This window comes from Herbiconiux gentiana (assembly GCF_024978135.1).
Taxonomy (GTDB): Bacteria; Actinomycetota; Actinomycetes; order Actinomycetales; family Microbacteriaceae; genus Herbiconiux; species Herbiconiux gentiana.
The window spans coordinates 468,475-483,267 of the sequence record NZ_JANTEZ010000001.1; the positions used below are offsets into that span (position 1 = coordinate 468,475).

Here is a 14,793-nt window from a genome sequence, read left to right on the forward strand (position 1 = left end):
CGGTCACGACTCGTCCTCGTCGTTCCAGAGCCCCGCTTCCTTCTCGCGCATGAGCTCGGCGCGGGCCTCCGCCTTGGCGTCCATCAGGTCGTAGTAGTCGTCGCGGCGCTCGACGTTGGTGCGGCGTCGGCCGCCGTCGAGGCGCGGGTCGGAGCCGCGCGGGGCGACCACGAGCTCGGCCGTGGAGGTGAGGGTGGGCTCCCAGTCGAAGACGATGGCGTTGCCGCGGCCGATGACGACCGTCGAGCCCGACACGGCGCCCTTCTTGAACAGCTCGTCCTCGACACCGAGCTTGGCGAGCCGGTCGGCGAGGAAGCCGACGGCCTCGTCGTTGGCGAAGTCGGTCTGCTGCACCCAGCGCTCGGGCTTCGTGCCGATGATGCGGAACACGTCGCCGTAGCTGCCGCCCTCGACCTCGATGTGGAAGCCGGACTCGTTGACGGCCTTCGGGCGCAGCACGATCTTCGCAGGAGCCGGGTTCTCGGCGGCCTCGCGGCGGGCGCGGTCGACGAGCTCGGCGAGGGCGAACGAGAGCTGGCGGAGCCCCTCGTGGCTGGCGGTCGAGATCTCGAAGACCTTATAGCCGCGCTCCTCGAGCTCGGGACGCACGAACTCGGCGAGCTCGCGCGCCTCGGGCACGTCGATCTTGTTCAGCGCGATCAGCTGGGGGCGCTCGAGCAGGGGCACCTGCCCCTCGGGCACCGGGTAGGCGCCGAGCTCGCCGAGGATGACGTCGAGGTCGCTGACCGGGTCGCGGCCGGGCTCGAGGGTGGCGCAGTCGAGCACGTGCAGCAGGGCGCTGCAGCGCTCGACGTGGCGGAGGAACTCCAGACCCAGCCCCTTGCCCTCGCTCGCGCCCTCGATCAGGCCGGGGACGTCGGCGATGGTGTATCGGGTGCCGCCCGACTCGACGACGCCGAGGTTGGGGTGCAGCGTGGTGAAGGGGTAGTCGGCGATCTTCGGCTTCGCGGCCGACATGGCGGCGACGAGACTCGACTTGCCGGCGGAGGGGTAGCCCACGAGCGCGACGTCGGCCACGGTCTTGAGCTCGAGCAGCACGTCGCCCGCCCAGCCGTCGGTGCCGAGGAGCGCGAAGCCGGGCGCCTTGCGCTTGGTGGTCGCGAGCGAGGCGTTGCCGAGGCCGCCCTGGCCGCCCTCGGCGATGACGTAGCGCATGCCGGGTTCGCTCAGGTCGATGATCTCGACCCCGTCGGCGTCTTTGACGACGGTGCCGACGGGCACGGGGAGCTCGAGCTCCTCGCCGTTCGCGCCGGCGCGGTGGTCGCCCATGCCCGGGCCGCCGTTCTGCGACGAGCGGTGCGGGGCGCGGTGGAAACCGAGCAGGGTCGTGGTCTGCGGGTCGCTGACGAGCACGATGTCACCGCCGTGGCCGCCGTTGCCGCCGTCGGGGCCGGCCAGCGGCTTGAACTTCTCGCGGCGAACGGACACGCAGCCGTTGCCTCCGTTGCCCGCCTTGAGATGGAGGGTCACATGGTCGACGAAAGTCACCATTTGCGGTTACCTCACGCTCTTTCTGGGGAACGAAACGACGATGGGCGGGCCGAAGCCCGCCCATCGCACGAAGATGATGCCGTTGCGGCGGAGGTTACTCCGCGACCGCCGCGACGATGTTGACGACCTTGCGGCCACCCTTGCGGCCGAACTCGACCGAACCGGCCGAGAGGGCGAACAGCGTGTCGTCGCCGCCACGGCCGACGTTCACGCCGGGGTGGAAGTGAGTGCCGCGCTGGCGGACGATGATCTCGCCGGCGCCGACGACCTGGCCGCCGAAGCGCTTGACACCCAGACGCTGAGCGTTGGAGTCACGACCGTTGCGAGTGGAGCTCGCACCCTTTTTGTGTGCCATGTTTCCTGATCCCTACTTGATTCCGGTGACCTTGACGCGGGTGAGCTCCTGGCGGTGGCCCTGGCGCTTCTTGTAGCCGGTCTTGTTCTTGAACTTCTGGATGACGATCTTCGGGCCGCGGAGGTCGTTCAGGACCTCGGCGGTGACCTTCACCTTGGACAGCGACGACGCGTCGGAGGTGATGGTGTCACCGTCGACGAGCAGCACGGCCGCCAGCTCGATGTTGCCGTTCTCGTCGGCCTTGATGCGATCGAGGGTGACGATCGTGCCGACCTCGACCTTTTCCTGCCGACCACCGGCGCGCACAACTGCGTAAACCAATTTACGTACCTAACTCTTCTTCGGGGCCCTCACGAGCGCACTCTGCAGCTCATGGAAGTCTTGGCAAACGGCGGAGCGACGCTCCACGCACACCAGCGGTCAAGCTTACTCGACGGAGTGATTTCGGTCAAACCGGGGCGAGTGGGATACTCGCACCATGACCGTGCTGATCGACGAGCCGATGTGGCCAGCCCACGGTACCATCTGGGGCCACCTCGTCAGCGACGACTCGCTGGAGGAGCTGCACCGCTTCGCCGAGGCGGCCGGGCTGCCGCCTCGGAGCTTCGATCTCGACCACTACGACGTGCCGGTCGACCGCCACGACGAGCTGGTGGCGGCCGGCGCGGTGCCGGTGAGCTACCGCGAGCTCGTGGTGCGGCTGCGCTCGAGCGGGCTGCGGGTGCGCGGCCGGGACCGCGACACGGAGCGCGCCCACCGGCGGGCGCACTCCGCGCGCTGAGCCTCAGCCGCGTCGGCGGGTCAGGAGTCGCTCGGCTGCGCCGGGGCCGAGACCACGGCCGTCGTCGAGACACGACGGCTGCGCGAGCGACCCTGCCCGGGCTGCTTCGGCGCCGGGAGGGCGTCGAGCACCGAGTCGAGCAGGTGGGAGGCCTCCTCGGGCTTCACGCGCGGGGCGCGGGCCGCCTTCTTGACCGGGATGTCGAGGATCTCGATGGCGGGCTCGGCGGTGACGGGCTCGGGCTCGGCTGGCGCGGACTCGGCCGGTGCGGGCTCGGACGGGGCGTCGGTGGCCGCCGGTGCCGCGATCTCGTCGAAGGACGGGGTCGAGACCGGCTGCGCCGGCTCGGCGGCGTCTGCGGCGACGGGCGCCTCGACCACCGGCTGCTCGGCTGCCGGCTGCTCGGCTGCCGGCTCCTGGGCGGCGGGCTCTGCGGCTGCCGACTCATGGGCGGCGGACTCCTCGGCGGCCGTCTCCTCGGCGACCGACGCCTGGGCGGCGTCACCGCGGGAGTGGCGCGACTTGCGGCGCCGGCCGGAACGCTCGGCCGCGACCGCCGCGTCAGGGCCACGGGCGGGCTCGGCGGCGGGTGCCTCGGCGGTGGCCGCCGGAGCCGCGGACGCCGCGGCGGCGGGCTCCGCCACGGGGGCGGGACTCGCATCCGGAGCCTGACCGTCGACGTGCTTGGCCGCGGCGATCGTCGAGGCCGCGATCTGGGCGAGCGCGTTCTTGGCGTTCTCGGTGATGGCGTGGGTGCCGCCGGTGGGCGCTGAACCCGACCCGGAGCCGTTCGATGTGGAGCCGGCGGAGCCGTTGCCGCCGTTCGAGCCCGATCCGTTGGATCCGGCGGAGCCGCCTCGGCCGTTCCGCCGGCCGGCGCCGTTCGAACCGTTGCCATTGCCGCCGTTCGAGCCGCCCGCGGGCTGCTGGCTGGAGCGGTGCTTCACGACCGGGTCGTGGTGCACGATGATGCCGCGGCCCGCGCACTGCTCGCAGGGCTCGCTGAACGACTCCAGGAGGCCCAGGCCGAGCTTCTTGCGGGTCATCTGCACGAGGCCGAGCGAGGTCACCTCGGCGACCTGGTGCTTCGTGCGGTCGCGGCTGAGGCACTCGATCAGGCGGCGCAGCACGAGGTCGCGGTTGGACTCGAGCACCATGTCGATGAAGTCGACCACGATGATGCCGCCGATGTCGCGCAGCCGCAGCTGGCGCACGATCTCCTCGGCCGCCTCGAGGTTGTTCTTCGTGACGGTCTCTTCCAGGTTGCCGCCCGAGCCGACGAACTTGCCGGTGTTCACGTCGACGACGGTCATCGCCTCGGTGCGGTCGATCACGAGCGAACCGCCCGAGGGCAGCCAGACCTTGCGGTCGAGCGCCTTCTCGATCTGCTCCGAGACGCGGTACTCGTCGAACGCGTCCTTCTCCCCCTCGTAGCGCTCGACGCGGTCGAGCAGGTCGGGGGCGACGGCCGCGAGGTAGTTCTCGATGGTCGCCTGGGCGTCGTCGCCCGAGATCACGAGCTTGTGGAAGTCCTCGTTGAAGACGTCGCGCACGATCTTGATCAGCAGGTCGGGCTCGGAGTGCAGCAGGTGCGGCGCCTGCTGCTTCTGCACCTGCTCGCTGATGTGGGCCCACTGCGAGGTGAGGCGGTTGACGTCGAGCGTCAGCTGCTCCTCGGTCGCCCCCTCGGAGGCGGTGCGCACGATGACGCCCACGTTCTCGGGCAGCACCTCCTTGAGGATGCGCTTGAGCCGCGCCCGCTCGGTGTCGGGGAGCTTGCGCGAGATGCCGTTCATCGAGCCGTTGGGCACGTAGACGAGGTAGCGGCCCGGGAGGCTGACCTGGCTGGTGAGGCGGGCGCCCTTGTGGCCCACGGGGTCTTTGGTGACCTGCACGAGCACGGTGTCGCCCGACTTCAGCGCGAGCTCGATGCGGCGGGGCTGCGGGCCCTTGCCCTCGTTGTTCTCGGCGGCGGCGTCCCAGTCGACCTCGCCCGAGTAGAGCACGGCGTTGCGGCCGCGGCCGATGTCGACGAAGGCGGCCTCCATGCTCGGCAGCACGTTCTGCACCTTGCCGAGGTAGACGTTGCCGATCAGCGAGGCGTCCTGCGCCTTGGCCACGTAGTGCTCGACCAGCACGCCGTCCTCGAGCACGGCGATCTGGATCTTGTCGTTTTTCGCGCGCACGACCATCTGGCGGTCGACGGCCTCGCGGCGGGCGAGGAACTCGGCCTCGGTGACCACGGGGCGGCGGCGGCCGGCGTCGCGGCCGTCGCGGCGGCGCTGCTTCTTGGCCTCGAGACGGGTGGAGCCCTTGATGCGCTGCGGCTCGGTGATGAGCTCCGGCTGGCGCTCCTCGCGCTCGCGCGGGGTGCGCACCTTGACGACGGTGTTCTCGGGGTCGTCCTGGCCGCCGCGGGGCTCTTCGCCCGAGCGACGGCGCGAGCGGCGGCGCACCGACGACTCGGTGGCCTGGTCGTCGCGGTCGCGGGGGTCGCGATCGCGCGGGTCGCGGTCGCGGTCACGGTCGCGCGGGTCGCGGTCACGGGGCGGCAGCGGCGGCAGATCGGGCAGATCGGGCGCCTGGAAGATCAGCGAGGTGGTGCTCAGCGCCCGCGGGCGCTCGGGCGCCTGGAAGGCCGTGCCCGCCGCACTGAACGGGGCGAGGCCCGGCTCGTCGTCGTGCGGTGCGACGTCGGCGGTGGGCTCCTCGACGGCGGGCGCCCCGGGAGCCGTCGCCTCGACGGCCGGCGCCTCGGGTGCCTCGCGCGCTCCGGCGTCGGCAGCCGGCACCGAGACGGGCAGCTCGGGCTCGGCCGGCGCCGCGGCCTGCGGCTCGGGCGGCGTCGGGGCGTCGCGGTAGGACGTCACCGGAGCATCCGTCTTCTTCACCGCCCGGCGCCCGCCGAACAGCCGCGTCTTGCGCCGGCCCGTTCCCTCCTGGTTGTTCGCGTCGTTGTCATTGTGTGAATTGTTCTCCACCATCTCTGGTGCACTCCTTGCCAGCCAGGGGCTCTCACCCACCGGCAGGTACTCTCACGAGCGAAGGTCCGCCTGCGCGTCTCCCCCGCTGATCTCGCTCATGCGCCGGCCCGCCCGCTGGCGGACCCGGTCGCTCTGTCTGTCTTCGTGTCGGGGTCTGACGTCTCGTGGGGCAGCGCACGTGCGGAGCCCGGGGACGATGAGCCCGGAAAGCCTTCGTTGGCGGTTTCGCTGACGATCACCGAAACCTCCGTCGATTATCGCACGCATTCCCAGAATGCTCGCGAACGCGCTCTGCGATACTGACCTGGTGCCTGCCGAAACAGCTGAATACCGCCGCCCGATCGGCCTCGCCGTTCTGCTCATCGTGGCGGGAGCGCTGGGCTGGTACTCCTCGTTCGATCTCACGCTCGAGAAGATCCAGACGCTGATCAACCCCGACTACGTGCCGAGCTGCAACATCTCCCCGCTCGTCACCTGCGGCCCCAACATGGCGAGCTCGCAGGGCTCCGTGTTCGGCTTCCCGAACCCCATCATCGGGGTCGCGGCGTTCGTCGCCCCGATCGTGGTGGGCATGGCCATCCTGGCCGGGGCACGCTTCGCGAAGTGGTTCTGGGTGATCTTCAACCTCGGCTTCGTCGCCGCGGTGGCCTTCATCATCTGGCTGATGGGCGTGAGCATCTTCGTGCTCGGCACCCTCTGCCCCTACTGCATGCTCGTCTGGGCCTCGGTCATCCCGATGTTCTGGTACGTGACGGCCTACAACGTCAAACAGGGCCACTTCGGCAACGGGCGGGGCAGCCGCGAGGTGGGCGCGCTCGTCTACCCGTGGATGTGGACGCTCGTGCTGCTGAGCTTCCTGGTGATCGTGGTGCTGGCGCAGCTGAGGCTGGACGCCGTCACCACGATCCTCCGGACGCTCTAGCCGAGCCGGCCGCCGGCCGACCGGCGACCGGACGGGCCCGGGTCAGCCGAACCAGAGCGCGAGCTCGCGCTGCGCCGATTCGGGCGAGTCGCTGCCGTGCACCAGGTTCTGCTGCACCGCGAGGCCCCAGTCGCGGGCGAGGTCGCCGCGGATGGTGCCCGGGGCGGCCGTGGTGGGGTCGGTGGTGCCGGCCAGCGAGCGGAAGCCCTCGATCACGCGGTTGCCCGCGATGCGGAGCGCGACGATCGGGCCCGACTCCATGAACTCCACGAGGGGCTCGTAGAACGGCTTGCCCTGGTGCTCCTCGTAGTGCGACGCCAGCAGCTCCCGGTCGGGCTCGATCAGCTTGATGTCGACGAGCTGGTAGCCCTTCGCCTCGATGCGGCGGAGGATCTCTCCGGTCAGGTTGCGGGCGACGCCGTCGGGCTTGACGAGGACGAGGGTTTCTTCGACGTAGGTGGTCATGCCGTAAACCCTAGCGAATGAAGCTAGACGGTCTCGGCGGGTGGACCGTCGGCGCCCTGGCCCTCCTCGGCCTCCTGCGCCGCCCGCCAGGCCGCTCGCTGGCGGTCGATCTGCGCACCCTTGATCATGCAGTAGATCCACAGCCCGATGAAGATCGCGGCGACGATCGCGAGCGAGGGCACGAGGAAGCACGCCGCCACGATCACCGCCTGCAGCACCCAGCCCAGCGCGTAACCCCAACGGAACCGCAGCAGCGCCACGTTCGCGATCAGCAGCAGGCAGAGCACCGCCCCGCCGATCAGGGCGGCGGGCGCCGGCAGCGCCTTCAGCCCGAAGATCACCAGCGCCGCGAAGAACATCACGATCGACTCGAAGCCGAGCACGATCGAGGCGAGGCTCTGGCGAACGGATGCTCCCCTCACTTGGTATCGCCCTTCCAGCCCTCGGCGGCGGCCAGCGTGATGACCTCGCCGACGAGGGTGATCGAGCCCGTGACGAGCACCGCGCCCTTCTCGGTCTCACCGGCGAGCTCGCGGGCCTGGTCGAGCGCCTCGGTGAGGTCGGGCTCGACGAGCACGCGGTCGGCGCCGGCGATGCCGACCACCACCGAGGCGAGCTCGTCGGGGTCGATCGCCCGGTCGGACGAGCTCGTGGTGATCACGAACTCCGAGACCACGGGGTCGAGGGCGCGGATGATCCCCGCCACGTCCTTGTCGGCCAGGATGCCGACGACCGCGACCACTTTGTCGAAGGTGAAGTACTCCCCCACCGCCTGCGCCAGCGCTTCGGCGCCGCCCGGGTTGTGGGCCGCGTCGACGAGCACGGTGGGCTCGGTGCCCACGAGCTGCAGGCGGCCGGGCGAGGTGGCGGTGGCGAAACCCTCGGTCACGACGTCGTCGGCGAGGGCCTGGGTGCCTCCGCCGAGGAACGACTCGACCGCCGCGATCGCGACGGCGGCGTTGTGGCCCTGATGGGTTCCGTACAGCGGCAGGAAGACGTCGCGGTAGGTGCCGGCGAGCCCCTGGATCGTGACGAGCTGCCCGCCGACCGCGACCGTGGAGTCGAGCATCCGGAACGCCGTGCCCTCGACGGCGAAGGTGGCCTCGGAGAGCTCGGCGGCGCGCTCGAGCTCGGCCAGCGCCTCGGGCGGCTGCGCGGCCGTGACGACCTGCGCCGACGGTTTGATGATGCCCGCCTTGGTGCGGGCGATCTCGGCGACGGTCGAACCCAGCCGGTTCGTGTGGTCGAGCGAGATGGGGGTGATCACGGCCACCTGGCCGTCGCCAACGTTCGTGGAGTCCCACTCGCCGCCCATGCCGACCTCGATCACGGCGACGTCGACGGGGGCCTCGGCGAACGAGGCGAAGGCGAGCACCGACAGCGCCTCGAAGAAGGTCAGGTGCGGCTCGCCGGCGGCCTCGAGCTCGCTGTCGACGAGGTCGAGGAACGGCTCGATGTCGCCCCAGTTCGACGCCAGCGCCTCGTTCGAGATCGGCACGCCGTCGATCATGATGCGCTCATTGAGCCGCTCGAGATGGGGGCTCGTGAACAGGCCGGTGCGAAGGCCGAGGGCCCGCAGCAGGCTCTCGGTCATCCGGCTGGTCGAGGTCTTGCCGTTGGTTCCGGTGATGTGGATGATCGGGTACGCGTGGTGCGGGTCGCCGAGCAGCTCGACCACCCGCCGCGTGGCCGAGAGCCGGGGCTGGGGCTGCGCCTCGCCGAGCCTCGACAGCAGCGCCTCGTAGACCGCGTCGCCCTGCTCGACGAACTCGTCGGGGGCGTCGAGGCCGACGCGGTCGAAGTCGTCACCGGGCGAGACCGCGCCGGTCTCGTTCTCGTCGGGGTCGTCGGCGGGCGGGCCGAAGTCGCCGCCGAAGAAGTTGTCAGACAAGGGCGTTCTCCACTTCGATCAGGGCCTGTCCCGACGAGCCGACGGCGACGGACCTCCCCGGCTCCTCGGTCTCGAGCTCGGCCAGCACGGGCACGCCGGCCGCCAGGGTCTCCCGGCCGACCAGCTCGACCAGCTCGGGGTACGCGCCGAAGGCCGTCAGCGAGTCGCCGTCGAGCCTCAGCGTGAGCCGGATGCGGTCGGACACGTTCAGGTTCTGCAGCTTGCGCTGGTTCTGCACGGCGCGGATGAGGTCGCGGGCCAGGCCCTCGGCCTCGAGCGCGGGCGTGAGCGTGGTGTCGAGCAGCACGAAGCCGCCGGCGGGCAGCAGCGCGAGCGCGGTGCTCTGCCCCGACTCGCCCTCGGCGGAGTCGGCCGCGGCCTCGAGCACGAGCTCGTACTCGCCCTCGAGCAGGTCGATGCCACCGGCGTTCACCACGCCGTTGGCCTCGTTCCAGTCGCCCGAGCGGGCGCCCTTGATGGCCTGCTGCACGCTCTTGCCGAGGCGCGGGCCGGCCACCCGGGCGTTCACGGTGAGCCGCGAGGTGATGCCGAACTCGGCGGCGCTGGTGGCGTGCTGGTCGACGAAGGTCACGCTCTTGACGTTGAGCTCGTCGCGCAGGATCGACTCGAACTGCGCCAGGTTCGACGCGTCGTCGGTGACGACCGTGAGCCCCGCGAGCGGCAGCCGTACGCGCAGCCCGTTGTTCTTCCGCAGCGACAGAGCGGTGGACGAGATGGCGCGCACCGTGTCCATGGTGTGCACGAGCCCGGCGTCGGCCGGGAAGTCGTTCTCGTCGGGCCAGTCGGTCAGGTGCACGCTGCGCCCGCCGGTGAGGCCCTTCCACATCGCCTCGGAGACGAGCGGGATGAGCGGTGCGGCGACGCGGGTGACGGTCTCGAGCACCGTGTAGAGGGTGTCGAAGGCGGCGTGGTCGTCGCCCGACCAGAAGCGGTCGCGCGAGCGTCGCACGTACCAGTTCGTCAGCACGTCGGCGAAGTCGCGCAGCTTCGCGGAGGCGACGGTGGCGTCGAGCTCCTCGAGGTCGGCGGTCATCGACTGCACGAGCTCGCGGGTCTTGGCCAGCAGGTACCGGTCGAGCACGTCGGTCGAGTCGGTGCGCCACTGCGCCTCGTAGCCGCCCTCGGCGGCGCTGTTGGCGTACAGCGTGAAGAAGTAGTACGTGCTCCACAGCGGCAGCAGCAGCTCGCGCACGCCCTGGCGGATGCCCTCCTCCGTGACGACGAGGTTGCCGCCGCGCAGCACCGAGCTCGACATCAGGAACCACCGCATCGCATCCGAGCCGTCGCGGTCGAAGACCTCGGAGACGTCGGGGTAGTTGCGCAGCGACTTCGACATCTTCTGCCCATCGGAGCCCAGCACGATGCCGTGGCTGATCACGTTGCGGAAGGCCGGCCGGTCGAACAGCGCGGTCGAGAGCACGTGCATCACGTAGAACCAGCCGCGGGTCTGCCCGATGTACTCGACGATGAAGTCGGCGGGGCTGTGGGTGCGGAACCAGTCCTGGTTCTCGAACGGGTAGTGCACCTGGGCGAACGGCATCGACCCCGAGTCGAACCAGACGTCGAAGACGTCGGGGATGCGGCGCATCGTCGAGCGCCCGGTGGGGTCGTCGGGGTTCGGCCGGGTGAGGTCGTCGATGAACGGGCGGTGCAGGTCGGGCTCGCCGTCGCGGTTCAGCGGCAGCGTGCCGAAGTCGGCCTCGAGCTCGGCCAGCGAGCCGTAGACGTCGACCCGCGGGTACTCGGGGTCGTCGCTCTTCCACACCGGGATGGGCGAGCCCCAGTAGCGGTTGCGCGAGATCGACCAGTCGCGGGCCCCGGCGAGCCACTTGCCGAACTGCCCGTCCTTGACGTTCTCGGGCACCCACTCGATCTGCTGGTTGAGCTCCTCCATGCGGTCGCGGATGCTCGTGACCCGCACGAACCAGCTCGACACCGCTTTGTAGATGAGCGGGTTGCGGCAGCGCCAGCAGTGCGGGTAGCTGTGCTCGTAGCTCGCCTGGCGCATCAGCCGCCCCTCGGCCTTCAGCAGCTGCGTCAGCGGCTTGTTCGCCTCGAACACGTGCTGGCCCGCCACGTCGGAGACGGTGGACAGGAAGCGCCCGCCGTCGTCGACCGAGATAATCACGGGGATGCCCGCGGCCTCGCAGACCTTCTGGTCCTCCTCGCCGTAGGCGGGGGCCTGGTGCACGATGCCCGTGCCGTCGGTGGTGGACACGTAGTCGGCGACGAGGATCTGCCAGGCGTTCTGGGTGCCCCACTTCTCGGTGTCGGCGTAGTAGTCCCAGAGCCGCGCGTAGGCCACGCCCTCGAGCTCGCGGCCCTTCAGGGTGCGGGTGACGGCTGCGCGGGCCTCGTCGGCCGAGTCGTAGCCGAGCTCCTTGGCGTAGTTGCCGACCAGGTCGCTCGCCAGCAGGTAGTCGGCGACGAGCACACGCTGACCGGGCTCGCCCTCACGGGCCACTTCAGCGTCGGCGGTGCCGTTGGGGCCGGCCGGCACGACCGCGTAGTCGATGTCGGGGCCGACCGCGAGCGCCATGTTGGTGGGCAGCGTCCAGGGCGTCGTCGTCCAGGCGAGGGCGCGCACAGCGGTGAGGCCGAGCGCCTCGGCGCGCGACCCGACGAGCGGGAAGGTGACCGTGACCGTCTGGTCCTGGCGCATCTGGTAGACGTCGTCGTCCATCCGCAGCTCGTGGTTGGACAGCGGCGTCTCGTCCTTCCAGCAGTACGGCAGCACACGGTAGCCCTCGTAGGCGAGGCCCTTCGTGTGCAGCTGCTTGAAGGCCCAGAGCACGCTCTCCATGAAGGTCGTGTCGAGCGTCTTGTAGTCGTTGTCGAAGTCGACCCAGCGGGCCTGGCGGGTGACGTAGGCACGCCACTCGTCGGTGTACTTCAGCACCGATTTGCGGGAGGCGGCGTTGAAGACCTCGACGCCCATCTCCTCGATCTGGCTCTTCTCGGTGATGCCGAGCTGCTTCATCGCCTCGAGCTCGGCGGGCAGGCCGTGGGTGTCCCAGCCGAAGCGGCGGTCGACCTTCTTGCCGCGCATGGTCTGAAAACGCGGGAAGACGTCCTTGGCGTAGCCGGTCAGCAGGTGCCCGTAATGGGGCAGGCCGTTGGCGAAGGGCGGGCCGTCGTAGAAGACCCACTCCGGGCCGCCCTTGCGGTTCGCGATCGAGTCGCGGAAGGTGTCGTCGCCCTTCCAGAAGGCGAGCACGCCTTCCTCCACCTGCGGGAAGCTCGGCGACGGGACGACGGAGCTGAACTCGTCGGAGTCTTTGGGGTACGTCATGGTTCTCCTGGACGGCCTGGTCGATGCTGCCTGTTCCACGAGGACGGTGGGCTCTCACCCGCCGTGGTACCACCTCGCTTGCCGCCCGGTGCGTTCGCTCCGGATGGCCGCTCGTTCGTAGGCTGTGACGGGCCCGACCCGTTCGGTTCTACTGGGCCACCGGTCTCCCGGTCGCCGTTCTTCCGAAGACTCCCCGGTGATGGCCGGTTCACAGTCGTTCAGTAGGCGATTCTAACCGATCCCGAAGCCCTCGAGCACAGGATGCACGACCTTCTGCAGATACGTGCCGAGAGGCCTGCGCTCCGGCCCGTCGGCCGCCCACCGCCCCACGGCCGCCGAGGCCGCGCCGATCACCGCGAGTCCGATCGCCCGCGCCACCAGGGCGTCGAGGCCACGGCCCACGAGGAAGGCCTCGACGACGTCGGCGTGGGCCAGGGCGCGGGCGAGACCGGCCGCCTTCAGCTCCTCGTCGATGCCCATCACGCGCCACTGGGTGAGCACGAGCGGCGCTCGGCCGGGGGTGAGGGCGGCGGCCGTGGTGGCGAGGGCCGCCTCGACGGCGGCCAGGGGGTCGGTGTCGGCGGGGGCGGCGGCGAGAGCATCCGTCAGCACCGTGCGGCTCGCGTCGAGCTCGACCCAGAGGAGGTCGGCCTTGCCGGGGAAGTAGTTGAAGAAGGTGTTGCGGCTGACCCCGGCGCGGCGGGTGATCTGCTCGATCGTGGTCTTCGCGTAGCCCTGCTCGAGGAAGAGCTCGGAGGCGGCCTCCTCGAGCATCCGCTGCGACGACGCCCTGGGCCGACCGGCCATCATCGCTCCTCGGGGGAATAAATAGATCGCGTACAAGAATTAGACTGGTGACGATCACAGCAGATCGCCCTCCCACCATCCCATACAGAACGGCTCCGTCGTGCCCCTGCGTCACCGCTCCCTCGCCCTCTCCCTCGCCGGGCTGGCCACCGCCTCCGCCCTGCTGCTGGCCGGATGCTCGGCCGACGCCGGCCCGGCCGACACCCCCTCGACCCCCGTCGCCGGCGGCACCCTCACCTACGCGACCGGCTTCGGCGAGCCGACCTGCCTCGACCCGCACGTGGGCGGCAACATGCCGCAGGCCCTCGTGGGCACCAACGTGCTCGAGTCGCTGTTCTCGCAGGACGAGACCGGGGCGATCGTGCCGTGGCTCGCCGAATCGGGTGTCGCCGCCGACGACGGCCTCAGCTGGGACGTCACCCTCCGCGACGGGATCACCTTCACCGACGGCACACCGCTCGACGCCGCTGCGGTCGCCGCGAACGTGGCCCACATGAAGGACCCGGAGACCGCCTCCTCCACCGCGATCCTCGCCCTCGGCAAGGTCTCCTCGGTCGAGGTCGTCTCCCCCACCGTCGCCCGCTTCGTGCTGAGCGAGCCCGACAGCGCGCTGCTGGAGTCGCTCGCCCAGACCTGGCTCGCGATGGAGTCGCCGGCAGGCCTCGAGCGCGGCATGGAGGCGAACTGCGAGGCGCCCATCGGCACCGGCCCGTTCGTCTTCTCGGAGTGGGTCAAGCAGGACCACGTGACCCTCACCCGCAACGACGACTGGACCTCGGCGCCCGAGGGTTCGGCGCACGAGGGCCCGGCGTACCTCGACACGATCCAGTGGCGCTTCATCCCCGACCCGGCGACGCGCTTCGCCGCGCTGCAGTCGGGCGAGGTCGACGTGATCGACGAGATGCAGCCCGACAACGTCGTGGCCGCGGGCGCCGACGGGAGCGGGCTCGGAGTGCTGACGGGGGCGCTGCCCGGCGCGTCGATCCGGCTCGAGCTGAACTCGGGTTACGCGCCGTTCGACGACGAGTCGGTGCGCAAGGCGTTCATCGCCGCGGCCGACGTGAACCCGGGCATCCAGAGCCTGTTCTTCGGCACCGTCGAGCGCTCGTACTCGGTGCTGTCGTCGTCGACCCCGTTCGGCGCCTCGTTCGAGGACGACTACACGATCGACGCCGACAAGGCGAACCAGCTGCTCGACGAGGCCGGCTGGACGACCCGAGACTCGGATGGCTACCGCACCAAGGACGGCCAGCGGCTGACGGTCGACTTCCCGGTCTCGACGAACCAGTCGATCCCGGCCGAGGTCTCGCTGTTCGAGCAGATCCAGGCCACCACCAAGGCGGTCGGCTTCGACGTCGAGCTGCACCCGATGGACCTGTCGAGCTGGTACGCCGCGCTCGGCTCCTGGGACTTCGACCTGACCAGCGCGATCTACACGAAGAACTCGCCCGACGTGCTGCGCATCTTGTACGACTCGGCGAACATCATCCCCGCGCCGAGCGGGTACCACCCGAACAACGCGCACGTCTCGATCCCCGAGCTCGACGACGCGGTGACCGCCGCCGGGCGCACCACCGACCCCGACGAACGCGCCGCTCTGTACGAGACGGCGCAGAAGCTGCTCGCCGACGGTGCCTACGTGCTGCCGCTCTACGACCACCTGCAGAAGATCGGCCACGGCGACCGGGTGCAGGGGCTGTCGCTCCTGCCGACGCTGCAGATCCCGTACTTCGGCGACACCTGGGTGAAGGGGTAGCGGGCGG

12 protein-coding genes are annotated in these 14,793 nt (G+C 70.4%); 3 read left to right on the forward strand and 9 right to left on the reverse strand.

The annotated features are described in order from the left end of the window. Positions 1-3 precede the first annotated feature (3 nt). The 3 genes from obgE to rplU all read right to left on the reverse strand — a co-directional run bounded on the left by obgE (position 4) and on the right by rplU (position 2,188). The gene (gene obgE / locus NVV95_RS02175; protein ID WP_259484893.1) at positions 4-1,512 is read right to left on the reverse strand and encodes a GTPase ObgE; all 1,509 of its coding nucleotides are present in this window, start codon (positions 1,510-1,512) and stop codon (positions 4-6) included. A gap of 94 nt (positions 1,513-1,606) precedes the next feature. Further along, positions 1,607-1,867 carry a 50S ribosomal protein L27 gene (gene rpmA / locus NVV95_RS02180; RefSeq protein WP_173180754.1) on the reverse strand — a complete coding sequence of 87 codons (261 nt, stop codon included), beginning with the start codon at positions 1,865-1,867 and terminating at the stop codon, positions 1,607-1,609. Between the two features lie 12 nt (positions 1,868-1,879). Continuing rightward, positions 1,880-2,188, reverse strand: a complete 309-nt coding sequence (rplU, locus tag NVV95_RS02185; RefSeq protein WP_173180753.1) for a 50S ribosomal protein L21 — start codon at positions 2,186-2,188, stop codon at positions 1,880-1,882. Between the two features lie 157 nt (positions 2,189-2,345). Here rplU and NVV95_RS02190 point away from each other — a divergent pair, with 157 nt between their 5' ends. Further along, positions 2,346-2,648 carry a DUF4031 domain-containing protein gene (locus NVV95_RS02190; RefSeq protein WP_259484894.1) on the forward strand — a complete coding sequence of 101 codons (303 nt, stop codon included), beginning with the start codon at positions 2,346-2,348 and terminating at the stop codon, positions 2,646-2,648. 20 nt (positions 2,649-2,668) lie between these two features. Here the strand turns inward: NVV95_RS02190 and NVV95_RS02195 are convergent, their stop codons facing one another. Beyond that, positions 2,669-5,632: an Rne/Rng family ribonuclease gene (locus NVV95_RS02195; RefSeq protein WP_259484895.1), complete on the reverse strand. Its 2,964-nt coding sequence runs from the start codon at positions 5,630-5,632 to the stop codon at positions 2,669-2,671. Between the two features lie 307 nt (positions 5,633-5,939). Between NVV95_RS02195 and NVV95_RS02200 the strand changes: the two genes are divergently transcribed. Then, positions 5,940-6,554 carry a vitamin K epoxide reductase family protein gene (locus NVV95_RS02200; protein ID WP_259484896.1) on the forward strand — a complete coding sequence of 205 codons (615 nt, stop codon included), beginning with the start codon at positions 5,940-5,942 and terminating at the stop codon, positions 6,552-6,554. A 42-nt stretch (positions 6,555-6,596) separates the two neighbouring features. On the opposite strand, the gene ndk is transcribed toward NVV95_RS02200, so the two are convergent. The 5 genes from ndk to NVV95_RS02225 all read right to left on the reverse strand — a co-directional run bounded on the left by ndk (position 6,597) and on the right by NVV95_RS02225 (position 13,030). After that, a complete protein-coding gene (ndk, locus tag NVV95_RS02205; RefSeq protein ID WP_194681121.1) occupies positions 6,597-7,019 on the reverse strand; it encodes a nucleoside-diphosphate kinase in 423 nt (140 codons plus the stop codon). 23 nt (positions 7,020-7,042) lie between these two features. Beyond that, entirely contained in the window at positions 7,043-7,441 is a 399-nt protein-coding gene (locus tag NVV95_RS02210; RefSeq protein ID WP_259484897.1) for a DUF4233 domain-containing protein, read from the reverse strand. Beyond that, on the reverse strand, positions 7,438-8,754 hold the full coding sequence (locus NVV95_RS02215) for a bifunctional folylpolyglutamate synthase/dihydrofolate synthase (protein ID WP_259485199.1): 1,317 nt from the start codon (positions 8,752-8,754) through the stop codon (positions 7,438-7,440). Before NVV95_RS02215 ends, NVV95_RS02210 begins: the two co-directional genes overlap by 4 nt. A 148-nt stretch (positions 8,755-8,902) precedes the next feature. Continuing rightward, positions 8,903-12,223 (reverse strand): isoleucine--tRNA ligase, encoded by a 3,321-nt coding sequence (ileS, locus tag NVV95_RS02220; RefSeq protein WP_259484898.1) that lies wholly within the window; start codon positions 12,221-12,223, stop codon positions 8,903-8,905. A gap of 231 nt (positions 12,224-12,454) precedes the next feature. After that, positions 12,455-13,030: a TetR family transcriptional regulator gene (locus NVV95_RS02225; protein ID WP_259484899.1), complete on the reverse strand. Its 576-nt coding sequence runs from the start codon at positions 13,028-13,030 to the stop codon at positions 12,455-12,457. Positions 13,031-13,130: 100 nt separating this feature from the next. On the opposite strand from NVV95_RS02225, the gene NVV95_RS02230 reads away from it, so the two are divergent. Continuing rightward, the gene (locus tag NVV95_RS02230; RefSeq protein ID WP_259484900.1) at positions 13,131-14,786 is read left to right on the forward strand and encodes an ABC transporter substrate-binding protein; all 1,656 of its coding nucleotides are present in this window, start codon (positions 13,131-13,133) and stop codon (positions 14,784-14,786) included. Positions 14,787-14,793 lie beyond the last annotated feature (7 nt).

Bases quoted from the DNA above. Each gene is read 5' to 3' on its own strand.
- obgE (WP_259484893.1), bottom strand. From the start codon at position 1,512: ATGGTGACTTTCGTCGACCATGTGACCCTCCATCTCAAGGCGGGCAAC.
- rpmA (WP_173180754.1), bottom strand. From the start codon at position 1,867: ATGGCACACAAAAAGGGTGCGAGCTCCACTCGCAACGGTCGTGACTCC.
- NVV95_RS02190 (WP_259484894.1), top strand. From the start codon at position 2,346: ATGACCGTGCTGATCGACGAGCCGATGTGGCCAGCCCACGGTACCATC.
- NVV95_RS02195 (WP_259484895.1), bottom strand. From the start codon at position 5,632: ATGGTGGAGAACAATTCACACAATGACAACGACGCGAACAACCAGGAG.
- ndk (WP_194681121.1), bottom strand. From the start codon at position 7,019: ATGACCACCTACGTCGAAGAAACCCTCGTCCTCGTCAAGCCCGACGGC.
- ileS (WP_259484898.1), bottom strand. From the start codon at position 12,223: ATGACGTACCCCAAAGACTCCGACGAGTTCAGCTCCGTCGTCCCGTCG.
- NVV95_RS02225 (WP_259484899.1), bottom strand. From the start codon at position 13,030: ATGGCCGGTCGGCCCAGGGCGTCGTCGCAGCGGATGCTCGAGGAGGCC.